Here is a 19790-nt window from a genome sequence, read left to right as displayed (position 1 = left end):
TTTCAGAGCATGCTTTACCGTTTCTGCTCTGCTCAAATGGAATTGTGCTTTATGAAAAACAGATTTTATTCGGGCGCATACATGTGCCCGCTTGTTGTCTTCTCTTCCTGCGCACTGGCTGGGGAACTCCCTGCATCATTATCAGACAGAGCCAGTTCATCAAATATGGATCTCGCCAGCTTCGATATTACCACGTTGAAAAATCGTGGTATTTCCCCTGAAGTCGCGGAGTATTTCGCCCATGGAGCACGTTTTGCGCCTGGTATGCAAAAAGTCAGTCTGACGCTGAATGGCGATGAAATAGGGGATATCTCGCTGTACTTCAATGAATCAGGTGAGCCGTGCTTTGACAAAGAGTTTAATGAGTTCGTCGGATTAAAAGCGCCAGATAAAGTGGCTGATAATGACGATAAATCCGACACTCGTGTCTGCTATGACTATGCTGCGGCGTGGCCGGGTTCGGTCATTAAGCTGGATCCAGGTCAGGAAAAAGTCGCTCTCGTCGTGCCCGGTGAAGCGCTGGATAACCGTAATAAACCGAAAAACTATCAAACGGGTGGTACTGCTGCACTGCTGAACTACAACGTGTTCACCAGCCAAAGCCATTACAGCGGTGGAAACTCAGACTACAACCAGGGAACGTTTGAGGCCGGTTTCAACGTTGCTGACTGGCTGGCCCGTAGCCAGGTGATTGTTACTGACTCCAATGGTGAAGGAGACAGCAGCGTACTGTATGGCTACGTCCAGCGGACCTTTACCGGGATTGAAAAAACGCTGCAGGCAGGGGCGATTAACATCCAGAGCACGCCGTTTAGCTTATCCGGGATTAACGGTGTACAGCTTACGCCAGAAACCGCGTTAAACGGCGAGTCTGGCAGCGGTATCACTGTTTCCGGCATTGCCCGCAGCGATCAGGCCCGCGTAGAAATTCGTCAGAACGGCGTATTGGTGATGTCCACGCTGGTTCCGGCCGGCCCCTTTTCACTTAACGATGTCCCTATCGCCAACAACAATACAGATTTATTGGTTGAGGTTAAGGAGACCAACGGTTCATCCAGCCAGTTCACCGTGCCTGCTGCAAATTTAGCCGGTGCACGTCTGCGTGCACCGCAGGGATGGGCATTCGCTGGCGGTACGCTGCGTGACATCGATACAAAGTATGACAAACCGTGGATATTAACGGCGTCCAACGGCTGGCAGGTTGCACAGGAAATCAATCTTAGCGCTGGGGTTATGACGGCGGAAAAATATCAGTCTCTCGCCGCCAGTACTAACATTGTGCCGTCAAAATCGCTGTCATTCTATGGCACGACGCTTGGCGCGTGGGATCAGCGCAACGACCATTCCGGGAGCCAGTTTCAACTGGGAATGAACTACCGTCTGCCCTGGGATCTCTCCGTCAACCTGTCAGGCACCCACAATACCGCCGGGTTCCGCACGTTGCTCGATACCCTCCAGGATGAAGATGACGTCACGGGCATAAAAAATAGCTATAGCGCGTCATTAAGCTGGTCGAATGCTTAATGTCGGCTCGTTGTCATTTTCCCTGTCACAGTCTCAGGGGTTTGATAACGACGGTGATTCCCGTCAGTCTATGCTGACGTGGGGGAAAACCTTCAGATATGCCACGGTAAACGCCAGCTGGCAGCATGCCTTAAGCACGCCCGACACTGACGATAACGAGAATTACCGTGATGACGACACCTTTTACGTCAGCATTAACATTCCGTTTGGTCGCCACAACCTGCAGAGTTATATGCGTGATGATGGTGAGAAAACCCGCTTCGGGCTGCAGGCCAACGGCCCGCTGAGTCAGAATTCAAACTACAGCGTCACAGCGGAAAAAGGCGACGACGACAACGATAAATACGTTGCGGCAGGTCTCAGTTCGAACATGCACTACACGTCGCTGAACCTGAACGCCTCAAAAACCGGCGACGACTTTAAAAATTACTCCGCCAATATTTCCGGCGGCATTGTCGCGCATCGTCACGGCGTGACCTTCTCACCTTACGCGGTAGAAGACACCTTCAGCGTTATTTCGCTGAATGACGACGTCTCCGGTGTGGAGGTTTCAACACCGCAGGGGCCGGTATGGACTGATTTCTGGGGGCAAGCGGTATCTGCCTCAGCCACGGTTTACAAACTGAATACCCTGCAAATTAACACCGAAACGCTGCCGAAAAACATCGACATCAATAACGGGATTAAGAAACTGACGCCGGGACACGGTTCAGTTACCCTGGTCAATTTTGGGGTGATTAAAGTACGACGCGCCATGCTGACTCTGCACCTGCCAGACGGTAAACCGATCCCGAAAGGCGAAACGCTGGTTGATGCTAAAAATCAGTATGTCACCACCGCAGTAGAGGACGGTCTGGTCTTTATCAGCGATGTCGATGCCACACCGGATATTTACGCCAGTGTCGATAAGCAGGGCCATCAATGCCGCGTACAGTTCACGCTGGATGACCAGGACAGTGAACAGAGTTTTTACCAGAAAGCTGATGCAACGTGCCAACCGCAATAATGGAGTTAATGATGAATAAACTACCTGCCGCACTGCTGGTATTCGGATTAAGCGCCAGCGGTTATGCACTGGCGGACTATAGCGACTGTAACGTACAAATTTCGCCAGCCAGCCAAAATTACGGAAGAATTCATAAAGATGAATTGAATTTCACTGCAACAGATAAAGGGCAAGCTGCGGCGTTAAATAAACGACAGGCACAGTTGTCAGTTATCTGCCCGCAGAAAGAAACCTTCGATGTTTCATTTTTGGGGAATATGACCAGCAACGGCGATCTAACGTTCTCCGATACCGGAAAAGTCGTATTAACGATAAGTAATATCGCCTCTGACGAAGGGACATTATTTGTAAAAAGGGTTTCAGGAAAAGATATCAGCACCGAATCCGTATCCTCACTGCGAATTTATATGGGGGATAAAGTAAAACCTGTCGATGCCAGCGGTAATACCGTATCGACGCAAAATTTTACGGCAACGCTCAATATCGAACCGTGGGTGGCAAAAAGCACTTACAGCGATTTAGCGAACGATACAACACTGGAAGGAAATTTAACGGTTCGTATTGAACAGCCGGAATAACAATTTCAGGAATTCGAAATGTTACCACGGTGAATAATACGGACCGTTAATCAACAAGCGTGATCACTTAAAATGGAGTTTATTATGCAATTCAAAAAACTGTCACTTGCCGCAGGAGTTTTTGGCTCTTTGCTGGCAACGGCATTTACCGCACACGCAGCTGGTACCAGCGCCACCATGACCATTAGCGGTATCGTCACCCCATCAGCCTGCTCGATTGCCCTGACCGGTGGCGGCACGCTGGATTTCGGCCCGGTTCACGTTGATGCCCTGCCATCCAGCGGCACCTATACCATGACCCCAAAGACCATTGATACCGTCGTTGATTGCCAGGATACCGAGCAGGCCGTGGCGATAAGCTTTGTCGATAACCGCAAAGATTCTGTCGCTACCCACTCCGATGAAGGCACCGATGCCAACACCGCTTTCGGCCTCGGCACTGCGGATAGTAAAAATATCGGCTCTTACGGCATCAAAATCAGCCAGGTGACCGCGGAGTCTACTGCAGGTAGTCTGCTTTCCAGCACTGGCAAAGCCATGACCGATACCTGGAGCGCGCTTTCTTCCGATACCTTTATCAATAACGGTACCACCCCGCAGTACATCACCTATACCGATGCGGGTAATACTGCTCCGGTTGCCAAGAAGAACTACACCTTCACCCTGCAGGTGACACCGTCTGTCAGCAGCGATATGAAGGCCATCACCAGCACCGCCGAGTTTGACGGTAACACCACCATCAACATCGATTACATGTAAGGGAAGAAACAATGAAAACAGGAATGTTTAAATACTCGCTGCTGGCGGCCACAATGGCATTTTCCGGGTTGACGATGGCGGCAAATCCATCCACTACCCTGCTGGTAAAAGGTCAGGTTTCTACCGGGACCTGTACAGCAACATTAGACACACCAAATATTGACCTGGGAACCATCAGTACCGACAAACTGCCTGCAACAGGTAGTTACACCGCAATAACATACTCTTCAGCTAAAAGATTCTCTTTACTGGTAAACTGCACAAGCCCGCTCAAGTATGAAATTTCCTTGACGGATAACCGCGCCGACTCTGCTATTCCAGCATCAGAGACAAGTGAAAACCACGAAGGCCGAGTGTTCGGCCTAGGTAAAGCCAGCGATGGAACCACCAATATTGGTGGATATGAGCTTTTCGTGGAATATTATTATGAGAGTGGAACGAAGAAGGACTCTATTACACGACTCCCTGAAGACGGTTCTCCATGGGTATCATCCACCCAGGGAGTGACCTTAACACCGATAAATAATGCATTAGGTTTTACTAACAACCGAATGTATCAGGCAATGGCAGAACCCGGAACCCTGGAACCAATGGCAAGCCAGGCAGCCGAATTTCGGTATCGCATCGCGGCCTTTATTTCTAGTGGATTAGGTTCAATTACCGATCAAGAAAATGTCGACGGCAATATGACCTTCAATATCGATTATCTATAATCCTGCCACTAGCTAAACCGGGGAACATTTCCCCGGTTGTTTATATTTTCGGTAACCCCTTGGCATCTTTACACCTCTTTCTTAAGTTGGCTTGGCTCATGCCTGAAAAGCATCTAACATTAGGCTAATCACGCACCATCCCCCCAGCATCAAGACAGCATAAACTCCACCGCATCAGCCGCATGAATCGCCGCCGTATCAAACACCGGTAGTGGGCTTAATTCTGCTGGCACCAGCAGACCAATCTCGGTACAACCAAAAATCACCCCTTGCGCTCCCTGGCTCGCCAGTTCACCTATCACACTCAGGTAATAATCACGCGACGCATCGCTGAACTCGCCAAGGCATAGCTCTTCAAAAATTATCCGGTTAATTTTCAGGCGTACGTCTTGTTCGGGAATCAAGGTGCTAATACCAAATTCATCCTGTAGGCGTCCACGGTAAAAATCCTGCTCCATGGTATAGCGCGTACCCAGCAGCGCCACGTTGTTCATATTCAGTTGACTGATGGCACGCCCCGTCGCATCGGCAATATGCAGGAACGGTACGTCACACGCCGTTTCAATCGCTTCGGCGACCTTGTGCATGGTGTTAGTACACAGCACGATGCCTTCAGCACCCGCCTGCTGTAACCCGACCGCCGCACGCGCCAGAATTTCTCCCGCCTGCTGCCAGTCCCCGCGCGACTGGCAGGCTTCAATCTCATGAAAATCGACGCTATGGAGCAAAATCTGCGCCGAATGCAGCCCGCCAAGGCGCTGCTTTACGCCCTCATTTATCAGGCGATAGTACGGAATAGTCGATTCCCAGCTCATCCCACCCAACAGACCAATCGTTTTCATCATTTTTCCCCTGTACGTTGTTATCTCTCCAGTGAACCAAAGATGTGATCAACTTTCCACATCTGCCGCTATCGTTTTCTTTTTGAGGGTTTCTGATATAAATTTAATGAAACATTGTTTCAACTTAATACAGGACGGCAGGATGTTTATTTTTCATAAAGAAACCACCCTTGAAGATTTGGGCAATGGCGTGAGCCGCCGCATTCTGGCTAACGATGGCAAAATGATGGCCGTTGAAGTCAACTTTGAACAAGGCGCAGTTGGCCCAATGCACTGCCACCCGCACGAGCAGCTAACCTACGTGCTGTCAGGTGAATTTGAATTTACCATTGGCGAAGAAAAGCATGTCGTGCGCGCCGGTGACACGTTATATAAACAGCCCAATATTATGCACGGCTGCGTGTGTTTAAAGCCGGGAACATTACTGGATACCTTCACACCGGTACGTGAAGACTTCCTGAAAAAATAATGTCCCCCTTTATTTCAAGCCTTCCTTAGTGGAAGGCTTTTTTATGCCCGCAATAGCATTGTTAGCATGTTAATAATATAACTTTCATTACTTTAACCCGCCCAAAAAGCTGCCATACATGTCGTCATAACCCATAGAAATCCAGCAGGAATTTTTAAAATATGACGCGCACCTCACCTATTTGAAACGCCGTTTCGACTTTGATCACATTTCCATCATTATGTGAATGACGTAGAAACAAATCGCAATAAAATAAATTAAAACGATGTTTTACAAATCAAGAACGGCGGTTCATTCATGTTGATCGTTAGGATGACAACCGGTTAATGACAACATTAAAAGCATTGTATATCAATCATTAACAGGGAGTATTGGTATCGCAAACAGACACAAAACGCCGACACACCGGGCATCCAGAGAGTATGTCCGGTTCGTTACAACCGAATCCGTATTAAACCATTACTCGCCAGGTAGGTATGTATGAATGAAAACAGAATGCTGGGATTGGCGTGGATATCACCCTATATCATAGGGTTGATAATCTTTACCGCCTTCCCATTCGTTTCATCTTTCTTCCTCAGTTTTACTGAGTATGACTTGATGAGTCCGCCGGTGTTTAACGGCATCGAGAACTATCGCTACATGCTGACAGAAGATGCTCTCTTCTGGAAATCCATGGGCGTGACGTTCGCCTACGTATTTTTGACAATCCCATTGAAACTGGCATTTGCATTAGGGATTGCGTTTGTTCTTAACTTTAAATTACGCGGTATCGGCTTCTTCCGTACGGCTTACTATATTCCGTCCATCCTCGGTAGCTCCGTGGCTATCGCCGTGCTGTGGCGTGCGCTGTTTGCCATCGACGGTCTGCTGAACAGCTTTATCGGTGTATTAGGCTTTGACCCGGTTAACTGGCTGGGTGAACCCTCGCTGGCACTGATGTCCGTGACCCTGCTGCGCGTCTGGCAGTTTGGCTCCGCGATGGTTATCTTCCTCGCGGCGTTGCAAAACGTACCGCAGTCTCAGTACGAAGCGGCAATGATCGATGGCGCATCCAAATGGCAGATGTTTATGAAAGTCACCGTGCCGTTGATTACGCCGGTTATCTTCTTCAACTTCATCATGCAGACCACACAGGCATTCCAGGAGTTTACTGGCCCGTACGTGATAACCGGCGGCGGACCAACCTACTCCACCTACCTGTTCTCCCTGTACATCTACGACACGGCCTTCAAGTACTTTGACATGGGCTACGGCGCGGCGCTGGCCTGGGTATTGTTCCTGGTTGTTGCGGTCTTTGCGGCCATTGCCTTCAAGTCTTCGAAATACTGGGTGTTCTATTCCGCCGATAAGGGAGGCAAAAATGGCTGATATCCAACAAATCTCTGAAGCTCAGAGCATCGCTGAGCGTGAAGTTGCCCGCACCCTGCGTCGGGAAAAAATTAACGCGGCCATCCGCTACGTGATCCTGCTGTTGGTAGGGCTGCTGATGCTGTACCCGCTGGTGTGGATGTTCTCGGCCTCGTTCAAACCGAACCACGAGATCTTCACCACCCTGAGCCTGTGGCCTGCAAACGCCACCTGGGATGGCTTCGTCAACGGCTGGAAAACCGGTACCGAATACACCTTCGGCCATTACATGCTGAACACCTTTAAGTATGTGATTCCGAAAGTCATCCTGACCATTATCTCTTCCACCATCGTGGCATACGGCTTTGCCCGCTTCGAGATCCCATGGAAGAAATTCTGGTTCGCCACGCTCATCACCACCATGCTGCTACCAAGCACCGTCTTGCTGATCCCGCAGTACCTGATGTTCCGTGAAATGGGCATGCTGAACAGCTATATGCCGCTGTACCTGCCGCTGGCCTTCGCCACGCAAGGGTTCTTTGTCTTCATGCTGATTCAGTTCCTGCGCGGCGTACCGCGTGACATGGAAGAAGCGGCGCAGATTGACGGCTGTAACTCCTTCCAGGTGCTGTGGTACGTGGTGGTGCCGATTCTGAAACCGGCCATCATCTCTGTCGCTCTGTTCCAGTTCATGTGGTCAATGAACGACTTTATCGGGCCGCTGATTTATGTCTACAGCGTGGATAAATACCCGATTGCACTGGCGCTGAAAATGTCCATCGACGTTACCGAAGGTGCGCCGTGGAACGAAATTCTGGCAATGGCGAGTATCTCCATTCTGCCATCCATCATTGTGTTCTTCCTGGCACAACGCTACTTCGTACAGGGCGTTACCAGCAGCGGAATTAAAGGTTAAGAGGGAAATATCATGGCTGAAGTGATTTTTAATAAACTGGAAAAAGTGTACTCCAACGGCTTCAAAGCGGTACATGGTATCGACCTGAAAATTGCAGAAGGGGAATTCATGGTGATTGTCGGGCCATCCGGCTGCGCCAAGTCCACCACCCTGCGTATGCTGGCCGGTCTGGAAACCATCAGCGGCGGCGAAGTGCGTATCGGCGAGAAGATTGTGAACAATCTGGCACCGAAGGAGCGCGGGATTGCAATGGTGTTCCAGAACTATGCGCTGTACCCGCACATGACGGTGCGTGAGAACCTGGCGTTCGGCCTGAAGCTAAGCAAAATGCCGAAGGCACAGATTGATGCCCAGGTAAACGAAGCAGCGAAGATCCTCGAACTGGAAGAACTGCTGGAGCGCCTGCCTCGCCAGCTCTCCGGTGGTCAGGCACAGCGTGTGGCCGTTGGCCGTGCGATTGTGAAGAAACCGGACGTGTTCCTGTTCGACGAACCGCTGTCCAACCTTGATGCCAAACTGCGTGCCTCAATGCGTATCCGTATTTCCGACCTGCACAAGCAGTTGAAGAAATCCGGCAAGCCGGCCACCACCGTGTACGTGACCCACGATCAGACCGAAGCGATGACCATGGGTGACCGCATCTGCGTGATGAAACTGGGACACATCATGCAGGTTGATACCCCGGATAACCTGTACCACAAGCCGAAAAATATGTTCGTGGCTGGCTTTATCGGCGCACCGGAGATGAACATTCGCCCCTGCAAGTTGGTGGAACAAGAGGGACGCCTGCACATTGCCATCGGCAATGAAACCATGCCGTTGAACGACGAAAAGCAGGAGAAAGTCTCTTCTTATGTCGGTCAGGATGTCTTCTACGGCATCCGTCCGGAATTCGTCGACGTCGCCGAAGAGCCTTTTGCCGAAGGCAACTGCAGTGGCGAAATGGTACGCGTGGAAAACATGGGCCATGAATTCTTTGTTTACCTGAAAGTGGCAGATTACGAACTGACTGCTCGCATCCCTTCAGATAAAGCTAAGCCAATGATTGATAAAGGTCTTAACCGCAAGGTGCATTTCAAGTTCGATATAAATAAATGTCATCTCTTTGACGCAAAAACTGAAAAGAACATCTCTCTCTAATGGAGTTATAAAAATGAAAAAAGTGCTTTTAAGCGCCGCTATCTCCGCCACTCTGGGCCTGACCGCGCTGCCTTCTATGGCAAAGGATGTTGATTTACGTATGTCCTGGTGGGGGGGCAATGGCCGCCACCAGGTCACGCTGAAAGCGTTAGAAGAGTTTCACAAGCTGAACCCGGATATCACCGTCAAAGCCGAATATACCGGCTGGGATGGTCACTTATCCCGCCTGACCACGCAGATTGCGGGCGGTACCGAGCCGGATGTGATGCAAACCAACTGGAACTGGCTGCCGATTTTCTCGAAAAATGGCGACGGTTTTTACGACTTGAACAAAATGAAGGACGTGATCGACTTAAGCCAGTTCGATCCAAAAGAACTGCAGTCCACTACCGTTAACGGCAAGCTGAACGGGATCCCCATTTCCGTCACCGCGCGCGTGTTCTACTTTAACGATGAAACCTGGAAAAAAGCGGGCGTTGAATACCCGAAAACCTGGGATGAGTTGATGGCTGCGGGCAAAACGTTCGAAAGCAAGCTCGGCAAACAGTACTACCCGGTGGTACTGGAGCATCAGGACACGCTGGCGCTGCTGAACTCGTACATGATCCAGAAGTACAACATTCCAGCCGTAGATGAAAAGACCAAGAAATTCTCCTACTCCAAAGAGCAGTGGGTTGAGTTCTTCCAGACCTATAAAAAGCTGGTTGATAGCCACGTAATGCCAGACACCAAATACTATGCGTCGTTTGGTAAGAGCAACATGTATGAAATGAAGCCGTGGATCCAGGGCGAATGGGGTGGCACCTACATGTGGAACTCCACCATTAACAAGTATTCAGATAACCTGAAGCCACCGGCGAAGCTGGATCTGGGTAGCTACCCGATGATGGAAGGTGCCACGGACGCAGGGCTGTTCTTTAAACCTGCGCAGATGCTGTCTATTGGCAAATCCACGAAAAATCCGGAAGCCGCCGCGAAAGTGATTAACTTCCTACTGAACAGCAAAGAAGGTGTCGAAACGCTGGGTCTGGAGCGCGGCGTGCCGCTGAGTAAAGCAGCCGTTGAAATCCTGACGCAAAACGGCACCATCAAAGAAAACGATCCGTCCGTCGCTGGGTTACGTCTGGCGCAGTCGCTGCCAACCAAACTCACCGTGTCGCCATACTTTGATGACCCGCAGATCGTGGCGCAGTTCGGTACGTCACTGCAGTACATCGACTACGGTCAGAAAACCGTGGAAGAAGCTGCCGCAGACTTCCAGCGTCAGGCTGAACGTATCCTGAAACGCGCGATGCGCTAAATAAAAAGCCGGGTGGCGGCTTCGCCCTACCCGGCCAATGCGAACCTGTCGGCCCGGTAAGCGAAATCCGCCACCGGGCATTAACATTACACGCCGATGTTCCGCAACTTCTCTCCCGCCATCAGTTTGCGTTCGATATGTTCCAGGGTGACATTTTTGGTTTCAGGAATAAGCCAGAACGTAATACCAATGAATACGACATTCAGCGCGGTATAAAGCCAGAATGTACCGGCCGCGCCAATACTGTCGAGCAGCGTCAGGAACGTTGCCCCGATGATCATATTCGACACCCAGTTGGTGGTGGTGGAACAAGTGATACCAAAGTCACGGCATTTCAGCGGCTGAATTTCCGAGCACAGGATCCACACCACCGGCGCGGCGCTCATCGCATAGCCGGCGATACACATCATGGTCATGCCGACGGACAGCCACGATAACCCGCGGGATGCCGTGCCGTTATCAAACTGCATCAGGCAGTAGCCCAGCACCAATGTTCCCAGCGCCATCACGGTAAAACCAATTTTCAGCGCCGGTTTACGCCCGGCTTTATCGACGGTAAAGACGGCGATAAACGTAGCAAACATAAAGGTTAAGCCAACCACCAGGGTGGCAATCATCTGCTGTTCTGTGGTGGTAAAGCCCGCCATCTTAAAAATCCGCGGCGCGTAGTACATGATGATGTTCATCCCGGTGAACTGCTGCATCGCCTGCAGCAACATACCGAGGAAAACCGCACGACGCACGTTACTGTTAATCTTAAACAGCGCCCATCCGCCCTGCTTTAGCTTCAGGCTTTCGCGGATGTCATTCAGTTCATCGCGGGCTTTTTCCGAGGTATCTCGCAGCATACGCAGCACTTCTTCGGCTTCAATATGACGCCCTTTTTGTGCCAGCCAGCGCGGGCTGTTCGGTAAAAACACCACCAGAACAATCAGCACCACCGCAGGCAGGGCCAGCACGCCGAGCATGGCCCGCCAGTTGCCGGTGTAGCTGAACGCCGTATCGGATAAAAAGGCCAGCACAATGCCCAGCGTGACCATCAGCTGGTACATACTGATCATTTTTCCGCGCACGTTTTCACTGGCCATTTCTGAGAGATAAAGCGGCGCGGTATAGGAAGCAATCCCGACGGCTACACCCAGTACTACCCGGGCGGCGATCAGAAGCTCAACGCTTGTCGCGAATGCCGATCCCAACGATCCGAGAACAAAGAGGATTGCCCCGACCATCAGACTGTATTTTCGCCCGAGGCGGAAAGAGAGCCAGCCGTTGAACAGTGCGCCAATTGCCGCACCCAGCATCATGCTGCTGACTACCCACTCCTGCAAACGACTGCTTAGCGCAAAGTGTTCAGTGATAAACGGCAGCGAACCCGCGATCACCCCAATATCCAGACCAAATAATAATCCTGCGACAGCAGCGGAAACTGAGACAAACAGATTCATACGTCGCGTGTCGCGCATTGCGCGCGGTGCTAATGCAGCATCATGATTAATTGAGACCATTTTTTCCTGCCAGAAACAGAGTAAGACATAAAACTGAAAATAAGGGATCCCTTGCCAGGGGCGTCAGGCTGGAAACGGCATAGTTATGGATAAAATAGCTAGCCCATACCGTTATGTGATGGACATTACAATTTTAAAATTTATAGATAATTACTCAATAAAATTTAATACACTGATATTAAAGAGTATTAAATATTACCGTTTCATACATATGAAATTATTTATGGATTAATTTATAACCATAATATGGATTAAAATAACTTAAAACCAAAAAAACCTGCCGTTGGCAGGTTTTTTAATACTGGAGAGGGAATTAACGCGCCAGCCAGCCGCCGTCTACTGCAACGGTATAACCATTGATGTAGTCAGATGCGCTGGAGGCCAGGAATACGATTGGCCCCTTCAGATCGTCAGGCAGACCCCAACGGCCTGCCGGGATACGATCGAGGATTTCTGCGCTACGCTGCTCATCAGCACGCAGCTGTTGCGTGTTGTTGGTCGCCATGTAGCCCGGTGCAATCGCATTGACGTTGATGTTGTGTTTTGCCCACTCGTTCGCCATCAGGCGGGTTACGCCCATCACGCCGCTTTTTGATGCGGTGTAAGACGGCACGCGGATGCCACCCTGGAAGGAGAGCATAGAGGCGATGTTAATAATTTTCCCGCCGTTGCCCTGCGCGATGAAGTGCTTCGCCGCCGCCTGGGACATAAAGAATACGCTCTTAATGTTCAGGTTCATGACGTCGTCCCAGTCTTTTTCGCTGAAATCGATCGCATCATCACGACGAATAAGACCCGCATTGTTCACCAGAATATCGATATGGCCGAATTCTGCCACCGCGCGCTCCAGCAGTGCCGGAATACCGTCAATCTGACGCAGGTCGGCAGTCAGGCTTAAAAAGCGACGGCCCAGGGCAGTAACACGTTCGATAGTTTCTGTCGGCTCAACAATGTTGATACCCACGATATCGCAGCCCGCTTCCGCCAGACCCAGCGCCATACCCTGGCCCAGACCGGTGTCACAACCTGTCACAACGGCGACTTTACCTTCAAGAGAGAATGCATTCAAAATCATTGTTAATCCTTATTTTTTATAGTGCCCATCACCGACAGGCTGAGTGGCCGCCCGCGACTAGCGCAGATCTTTTACTGCAACGTGATCCATGTCATCAAAGACCTGGTTTTCGCCGACCATACCCCAAATAAACGTATAGGCTTTTGTGCCCACGCCAGAGTGGATAGACCAGCTTGGAGAAATAACAGCCTGCTCGTTGTGCATCACAATATGGCGCGTTTCCTGAGGCTGCCCCATCATGTGGAATACACAGGTGTCTTCTTCCATATTGAAGTAGAAATAGACTTCCATGCGGCGTTCATGGGTATGGCACGGCATGGTATTCCACAGGTTACCCGGCGCCAGTTCAGTCAGACCCATGCTCAACTGGCATGTTTCCAGAACATCCGGCACAAAGTATTTGTTGATGGTACGGCGGTTACTGGTGAGATCATCGCCCAGCGTCACCGGCGCAACGTCTGCTGGCGTGACTTTTTTGGTTGGGTACGCGGTGTGTGCCGGTGCACAGTTGTAGTAAAACTTCGCAGGAGTTGCCGCATCAAGGCTGGCAAACACCACTTCTTTGGCACCTTTACCGACATACAGCGCATCGCGGTGACCGATTTCATAGCATTGACCATCGACGGTAATCGTGCCCGGACCACCGATGTTGATCACGCCCAGCTCACGGCGTTCGAGGAAATACGTTACGCCCAGCTGTTTGCCAACTTCACCACCAACGGAAACAGTTTTGGCCACCGGCATAATCCCGCCGACAATAATACGGTCGATGTGGCTGTAAACCATGGTGTATTCGTCTGCGACAAATACCTGTTCTACCAAAAATTCGTTACGCAGCGCCTGGGTGTCCAGGGTTTTAGCATGCGCACTGTGGATACTTTGTCTTACGTCCACATTTACCTCCAGTGATAAATTGACCGTGAATACGTTATCGGATAGCGAAACGTCGTTCCGTTTTTCCTAATGCGTTAATGATATCTCTCTCGGAACGCGTTTTCAATTACAACTAAAACGATGTTTCACTTTTTCTGCATCTTATTATCAAAAGTGTAGTTGCGATCACGCTAGCGACGGAAAATCGGCAGATAACAAAAAACAACTGGATTTAAAAACCATATAAAACAAATAGATGTAAAATAATAAGAAATGATAACTCCATGGAGGTAGAGATAAAGCATTCAACAACCTCTCGCCGCAGAAATGCTTTCTTATGCTTTTTGTTACAAATTGCGTCATCAGTCACACATGATGAAACGCTGTTTTGATAAATTATCACTTGGTTTTTAAATTCATCATAAATCTGGGTGCTGACGCAGATTGCTGAAATCCTGCGTACGGTAAAAGGAGTGCATTATGGCTAAAGGCATGCGGGTCAAGCTGAACTATGAAATCAGCCGCGATCCGGATACAGGCGTGGAAGTCACCCGACTGACCCCACCGGAAGTAACCTGTCATCGAAACTATTTCTATCAGAAATGCTTCTTTAATGATGGCAGTCACCTGCTGTTCGCCGGTGAGTTTGATGGTCACTGGAACTACTATTTACTGGATCTTGCCAAAGCCGAAGCCGTTCAGTTGACCGAAGGCGCAGGTGATAATACCTTCGGCGGTTTTTTATCGCCGGACGACAGCGCCCTCTACTATGTCAAAAACGACCGCACCCTGCTGGAAGTGAATCTCAAGACGTTGGCAGAACGCGAAGTGTACCGCGTGTCTGATGACTGGGTGGGCTACGGTACCTGGGTTGCCAACAGCGACTGTACAAAACTGGTCGGTATCGAAATTGCTAAAAGCGACTGGACACCGTTAAACAGCTGGCAGCTGTTCCATGACTTCTTCCATAAAGGCCCGCACTGCCGACTGCTGCGCGTCGATTTACGTACCGGCGACAGCGCGGTGATTCACGAAGAGAAAAACTGGCTGGGTCATCCGATTTACCGTCCGTTCGACGATAACACCGTCGCTTTCTGCCATGAAGGTCCGCACGATCTGGTCGATGCGCGAATGTGGCTGGTCAATGAAGACGGCAGTAACGTGCGTAAAGTTAAAGATCATGCGCAGGGTGAAAGTTGCACCCATGAATTTTGGGTCCCGAACGGCTCGGCACTGGTCTATGTCTCGTACCTGAAAGGTCAGCAAGGACGCACCATCTCCAGCTACAATCCTGATACCGGCGTTAATGAAGCCGTAATGTTAATGCCTGCCTGCTCGCATTTAATGAGCAATTTTGATGGCACGTTGCTGGTCGGCGATGGTTCAGGTACACCGGTAGACGTGAAGGATACTGGCGGTTACACCATCGATAACGACCCTTATCTGTATGGATTTGATGTAGCGAAGAAAAGCTGTTTCCGCATCGCACGCCACGATACTTCCTGGGCTACCGTGGCAAACAGCCGTCAGGTCACCCACCCGCATCCGTCGTTTACACCAGACGATCGCGCGGTACTTTTTAGCTCAGACAAAGATGGCAAACCGGCGTTGTACATTGCCAAACTGCCCGAGCAGCCGGAACTGTTTCAACTGTAGTCCCCGAAATGATTGTGCCCTGTTTTTAATTTAATGTTTCTGTAACTGGCCTTGCCCTCCTCGCGGAGGGCTTTTTTTATTAATAGAAAAGCTCAACACTATAAATAATAAGCAGCAGAAAACCCCGGCCAACATCTCCGGGGTATTTCGCCAGCTATTGATGGTATTTAGAAAGAATAGGCGACGCCCATACGGAAACGAGTTTGACGCTCATCCGTTGTTTTCACACCCACGTTCCCGACTTCAACATACGGTGCCCAGTTTTTATCCCACTTATAGGCTAACTTGGCATTATATTCATTGGAGTAGGTTTTATTATTATTACGCGCGACACCTTCGGTGCTTTTGGCGTAAACATAGTTCAGCTCAGTACGCCAGTCACCCAGCACAAAACCAACCCACGCATCCCCACGGTTTACCTTATCATCTTCTTTATTGGAGCTTGAAGGATAGCGTGTATATTCATAACGATAGCGGGTGGCTACATAGAAACCATTCTCAAAACTGTACTGCAGGTGCAGGTTCGGTTTGTAGATGGTGCGGCTGTCATTACTTTCAAGTGTCAGACCTGGCGTTACCGCAATATTGCTGGTTGCTTTCCAACGCCAGTTAATTGAGTCTTCATGACCGTTACCCACTACATCAGCAAAAGGCTGGTCAGCTTTATCACCGCCCGATTTCCATTTTGCTTCAACGGTAAAACCTAAACCATTTTCAAAACGATGCGACACCGACACGCGATCAGCATTAGACCCGCTATCAATATATTCATGTCGTAAGTCAACGGTGACAGCCTGCGCTGCAAATGACGCACCAATTAAAGACGCAAGCACCAGAGTGTTCTTAAACATATGCTACCCTCAAATTAAAATGATGTTCCTTTTTTATGGAATTGCATTTTATTTTTTTAACACCACTATTTTAGTGATCATGATCGTAATTATTTGTTTCAAAAAAAATGGACAACAACAGCGTGATGAATATCAAACAAAAATCATCTAAAAACCCGAAAACAAAGATCATGATCACGGTTCATTTTATTTAAAATGAATAGAAGAAGTATTAATCACAACAATTTATATTAAAAACAATGAGATACAATAAAACACGCAGTTAATAACGCAAGTTATATTACCTGTGATAATTATACGCTTTTGTATTATTAATTAAGTTATAAGCGAAAAGGGTAAATCAGAGGAGGGATTTTGCTTCAGAGTTTTTCTGAATAGATTTTACTTATTTCAAAATATAACAGGTGAGCGCTGTCACATTTGCATGGACAGCGCGGCAGGAAGGCGTATTTGAGAGGATTAATTTAGAGCGGATCAGTCACGTTCGATGGCCAGCGCCACACCCTGACCGCCGCCGATGCACAGCGTTGCCAGACCTTTATGCGCCCGGCGTTTCACCATTTCATGGACCAGTGAAACCAGAATACGGCAGCCGGACGCCCCAATCGGATGACCGAGCGCAATGGCCCCACCGTTCACATTCACCCGGCGTTCATCCCACTCCAGCATTTTGCCGACAGAAAGCGCCTGCGCGGCAAACGCTTCGTTGGCTTCGATAAGATCAACATCCGCCAATTGCCAGCCAACTCGTTCCAGGCAACGTCGCGTCGCGTACACCGGCGCAATGCCCATCAACGCAGGATCAACCCCGACGCTGGCAAAGGCACGAATGCGCGCCAGCACGGGTAAGTTCAGCTCCTGGGCCTTGGCTTCGCTCATCATCATCACGGCAGCAGCACCATCGTTTATTGATGATGCGTTACCCGCCGTAACGGACCCCAAACGATCAAAGGTAGGATCCAGACGCGCCAGCCCTTCTGCGCTGGCATCGGTTCTCGGCTGTTCATCGGTATCCACCACTATCGATTGCCCGTTACGCTGAGTGACCACGGGCACAATTTCATCTTTAAACCGCCCAGCATCGATCGCCATACGCGCTTTGTGTTGCGAGTGAAGCGCGTAGGCATCCTGTAATTCACGGCTGATACCGTATTCCCGCGCCAGGTTTTCCGCGGTAACGCCCATGTGATAATCGTTGAAAGCATCCCACAAGCCGTCGTGCACCAGGCTATCGACCAGTTGACTATTACCGAGTTGCGCCCCGGTGCGACTGTCGGTCAGGACATGTGGGGCGCGGCTCATATTCTCTTGTCCACCGGCAATCACAATGTCGGCTTCACCGCACTGGATAGCCTGCGTCGCCAGATGCAACGCCTTCAGGCCCGAGCCACAAACGTCGTTAATGGTGATGGCGGAAACGGTGTTGGGGAGTCCTCCGTTAATGGCAGACTGGCGTGCCGGATTTTGCCCTGCCCCCGCCGTGAGGACCTGACCCAGGATCACTTCATCAATAGAGTGAACATCCACCCCGGTGCGTTCCATTAACGCCCTGACCACCATACTGCCTAACTCAACGGCAGAGTGGCGTGCCAGCGTACCCTGGAAACAGCCAATCGGTGTCCTCAACGCCCCCACTATCACAACCTCTTTCATCACTACCTCAGCGCAAAATGACAGCGCAATAGTAGATGATTGTTAAGAATAGTTATCTTAGTTGTTTAAAAAATGGTGAGTTTTATCACAAAGGAAATGTGTATCATTTATCTATCATCGAAACGCCACCCTGTTGTAAGTGATCGCGTAGCCAGCTTCCCGCCACGCCAGGCGGCGATTTCTTGTTCCACAGCAGGTCGATAGAAATAGCCTTTGGCCAGCCAGGCACTTTCAGCTGTACCAGCTGTTTTTCCGCAGCAAACTCCTCCACCAGCGCACAAGGCAGCGCACACCAGCCAAATCCCTGCACCGCCATACTGAGCAACAATAAATAGTTAGGCGCTGACCACACCGGACCGCGCGCCACGTTAGTGCCGCTTTCCAGATAGGTATTTAGCCGCAGCTCGCGCCAGGTACGCAGTTGCTCCCACTGCAGTTTTTCCTGCGCCGCCAGCGGGTGCGAAACCGCCACGTACAATCCCATCAAGGTTTGCATCGGCAGGCGTGTGACGCCCATGTCCGTGGGGTAATCCTCGCGCGCTTCAAGGAGACCAACCTGCGCACGTCCCTTTTGCAGCAGATCGATTACGTCCTCATCTTCGCCAATCAGACATTCAAACTCGGTGTGCGGAAACAGTCGGTCAAACTGCACCATCAAATCTTCCAACACATCCGGATGCAGGGTGTCCGAAAGCACAAAAGTCAGACGTGCTTCCGTTGCACCCGACAGCGAAATCGCCGCTTCATCCAGCCGCTCGCTGGCCGACAGAATCGCCTGCACATAGCCAAGAATCCGCTTACCTTGCTCGGTGAGCGTGGGTTGACGTGAAGAGCGGTCAAACAACGCAAAGCCGAGATCGGCTTCCAGATTGGCTATCGCCGTGCTGATGGTGGACTGACTTTTGCGTAACCGCCGCGCCGCCGCAGAAAATGAGCCGCAGGAGACGGTCTCAACAAATGCCGTTAATGCTTCAGGAGAGTAGCGCATAAACTATCTACTTTATCGATGGATCCTATCTTTTAGATATCACATAAAACGATAAAATTACCACTATTCCGTTATCCGGGCATCAAAGAAGGTTTCAGATTATGCAACACGATACAGTCCAACGCCGTTCGTTAATGGAACGTATTTTTCACGCCGTCTGTTTTGAGGGTATTGCCACCGCCGTTCTCGCGCCAACCGCCGCGTGGTTGATGCAGCGCTCAGTGCTGGAAATGGGCGGATTGACCATACTTCTGGCGACCACGGCGATGATCTGGAATATCATTTATAACGCCCTGTTTGACCGCTTATGGCCGACTCACCTGGTAAAACGTACGGCTAAGGTCCGCGCATTTCACGCGTTAGGTTTTGAAAGTGGGTTTATTGTGATTGGGGTGAGCATTATGGCGTATGTGCTGAACGTCAGCCTGCTGCAAGCATTCACCCTGGAAATTGGTTTCTTCCTGTTCTTCCTGCCGTACACCATGTTTTATAACTGGGCGTATGACACATTACGCGAGCGCGTAATGAAACGTCGCCAGCAGCGCGTTACTGCCTGATAATCCAATGAATAGTCGGAATTATCTCCATTCCG

19 protein-coding genes are annotated in these 19790 nt (G+C 50.1%); 12 read left to right on the top strand and 7 right to left on the bottom strand.

The annotated features are described in order from the left end of the window. Nucleotides 1–51: 51 nt before the first annotated feature. The 5 genes from AC3ITF_RS04090 to AC3ITF_RS04070 all read left to right on the top strand — a co-directional run bounded on the left by AC3ITF_RS04090 (nucleotide 52) and on the right by AC3ITF_RS04070 (nucleotide 4580). Entirely contained in the window at nucleotides 52–1524 is a 1473-nt protein-coding gene (locus AC3ITF_RS04090; protein ID WP_489176155.1) for a fimbria/pilus outer membrane usher protein, read from the top strand. Next, nucleotides 1517–2530: a fimbria/pilus outer membrane usher protein gene (locus AC3ITF_RS04085; protein ID WP_489176154.1), complete on the top strand. Its 1014-nt coding sequence runs from the start codon at nucleotides 1517–1519 to the stop codon at nucleotides 2528–2530. Before AC3ITF_RS04090 ends, AC3ITF_RS04085 begins: the two co-directional genes overlap by 8 nt. 8 nt (nucleotides 2531–2538) lie before the next feature. Next, on the top strand, nucleotides 2539–3108 hold the full coding sequence (locus AC3ITF_RS04080) for a DUF1120 domain-containing protein (protein ID WP_489176153.1): 570 nt from the start codon (nucleotides 2539–2541) through the stop codon (nucleotides 3106–3108). Between the two features lie 84 nt (nucleotides 3109–3192). After that, nucleotides 3193–3867 carry a DUF1120 domain-containing protein gene (locus AC3ITF_RS04075; protein ID WP_249414682.1) on the top strand — a complete coding sequence of 225 codons (675 nt, stop codon included), beginning with the start codon at nucleotides 3193–3195 and terminating at the stop codon, nucleotides 3865–3867. 11 nt (nucleotides 3868–3878) lie between these two features. Continuing rightward, a complete protein-coding gene (locus tag AC3ITF_RS04070) occupies nucleotides 3879–4580 on the top strand; it encodes a DUF1120 domain-containing protein (RefSeq protein WP_489176152.1) in 702 nt (233 codons plus the stop codon). 149 nt (nucleotides 4581–4729) lie between these two features. Here AC3ITF_RS04070 and AC3ITF_RS04065 read toward each other — a convergent pair whose 3' ends face one another. Further along, nucleotides 4730–5422 carry an aspartate/glutamate racemase gene (locus AC3ITF_RS04065; protein WP_489176428.1) on the bottom strand — a complete coding sequence of 231 codons (693 nt, stop codon included), beginning with the start codon at nucleotides 5420–5422 and terminating at the stop codon, nucleotides 4730–4732. Between the two features lie 142 nt (nucleotides 5423–5564). On the opposite strand from AC3ITF_RS04065, the gene AC3ITF_RS04060 reads away from it, so the two are divergent. From AC3ITF_RS04060 to AC3ITF_RS04040, 5 genes are all read left to right on the top strand, one after another. Then, nucleotides 5565–5891: a cupin domain-containing protein gene (locus AC3ITF_RS04060; RefSeq protein ID WP_489176151.1), complete on the top strand. Its 327-nt coding sequence runs from the start codon at nucleotides 5565–5567 to the stop codon at nucleotides 5889–5891. A 480-nt stretch (nucleotides 5892–6371) separates the two neighbouring features. Further along, a complete protein-coding gene (locus AC3ITF_RS04055; RefSeq protein WP_096755836.1) occupies nucleotides 6372–7262 on the top strand; it encodes a carbohydrate ABC transporter permease in 891 nt (296 codons plus the stop codon). Then, nucleotides 7255–8157, top strand: a complete 903-nt coding sequence (locus AC3ITF_RS04050) for a carbohydrate ABC transporter permease (protein WP_096755835.1) — start codon at nucleotides 7255–7257, stop codon at nucleotides 8155–8157. The genes AC3ITF_RS04055 and AC3ITF_RS04050 overlap by 8 nt, the downstream gene beginning before the upstream one ends. Before the next feature lie 12 nt (nucleotides 8158–8169). After that, nucleotides 8170–9297 (top strand): ABC transporter ATP-binding protein, encoded by a 1128-nt coding sequence (locus tag AC3ITF_RS04045; RefSeq protein ID WP_096755834.1) that lies wholly within the window; start codon nucleotides 8170–8172, stop codon nucleotides 9295–9297. 13 nt (nucleotides 9298–9310) lie between these two features. Next, entirely contained in the window at nucleotides 9311–10597 is a 1287-nt protein-coding gene (locus tag AC3ITF_RS04040) for an ABC transporter substrate-binding protein (RefSeq protein WP_096755833.1), read from the top strand. A gap of 86 nt (nucleotides 10598–10683) precedes the next feature. On the opposite strand, the gene araE is transcribed toward AC3ITF_RS04040, so the two are convergent. From araE to kduI, 3 genes are all read right to left on the bottom strand, one after another. Next, complete coding sequence (gene araE / locus AC3ITF_RS04035; RefSeq protein ID WP_115257557.1) at nucleotides 10684–12102, bottom strand: arabinose-proton symporter AraE; 1419 nt, start codon at nucleotides 12100–12102, stop codon at nucleotides 10684–10686. Between the two features lie 313 nt (nucleotides 12103–12415). Then, a complete protein-coding gene (kduD, locus tag AC3ITF_RS04030; protein WP_096755831.1) occupies nucleotides 12416–13177 on the bottom strand; it encodes a 2-dehydro-3-deoxy-D-gluconate 5-dehydrogenase KduD in 762 nt (253 codons plus the stop codon). Between the two features lie 57 nt (nucleotides 13178–13234). Then, on the bottom strand, nucleotides 13235–14071 hold the full coding sequence (gene kduI, locus AC3ITF_RS04025) for a 5-dehydro-4-deoxy-D-glucuronate isomerase (RefSeq protein ID WP_096755830.1): 837 nt from the start codon (nucleotides 14069–14071) through the stop codon (nucleotides 13235–13237). Between the two features lie 459 nt (nucleotides 14072–14530). Between kduI and AC3ITF_RS04020 the strand changes: the two genes are divergently transcribed. After that, complete coding sequence (locus AC3ITF_RS04020) at nucleotides 14531–15706, top strand: oligogalacturonate lyase family protein (protein ID WP_096755829.1); 1176 nt, start codon at nucleotides 14531–14533, stop codon at nucleotides 15704–15706. 167 nt (nucleotides 15707–15873) lie between these two features. On the opposite strand, the gene AC3ITF_RS04015 is transcribed toward AC3ITF_RS04020, so the two are convergent. From AC3ITF_RS04015 to AC3ITF_RS04005, 3 genes are all read right to left on the bottom strand, one after another. Continuing rightward, nucleotides 15874–16557, bottom strand: a complete 684-nt coding sequence (locus tag AC3ITF_RS04015) for an oligogalacturonate-specific porin KdgM family protein (RefSeq protein WP_096755828.1) — start codon at nucleotides 16555–16557, stop codon at nucleotides 15874–15876. Nucleotides 16558–17031: 474 nt separating this feature from the next. Beyond that, on the bottom strand, nucleotides 17032–18210 hold the full coding sequence (locus AC3ITF_RS04010) for an acetyl-CoA C-acetyltransferase (protein ID WP_096755827.1): 1179 nt from the start codon (nucleotides 18208–18210) through the stop codon (nucleotides 17032–17034). A gap of 103 nt (nucleotides 18211–18313) precedes the next feature. Next, entirely contained in the window at nucleotides 18314–19198 is an 885-nt protein-coding gene (locus AC3ITF_RS04005) for a LysR family transcriptional regulator (RefSeq protein WP_117343813.1), read from the bottom strand. A 101-nt stretch (nucleotides 19199–19299) separates the two neighbouring features. Here AC3ITF_RS04005 and AC3ITF_RS04000 point away from each other — a divergent pair, with 101 nt between their 5' ends. Then, nucleotides 19300–19755, top strand: a complete 456-nt coding sequence (locus tag AC3ITF_RS04000) for a multidrug/biocide efflux PACE transporter (RefSeq protein WP_115257555.1) — start codon at nucleotides 19300–19302, stop codon at nucleotides 19753–19755. The last annotated feature ends 35 nt before the right edge of the window (nucleotides 19756–19790 follow it).

It is taken from the genome of Citrobacter sp. KH_055_1, from assembly GCF_057838705.1.
Note: the sequence above shows the minus strand (reverse complement) of the source record. Positions and strands in the feature narration are given on the sequence as shown.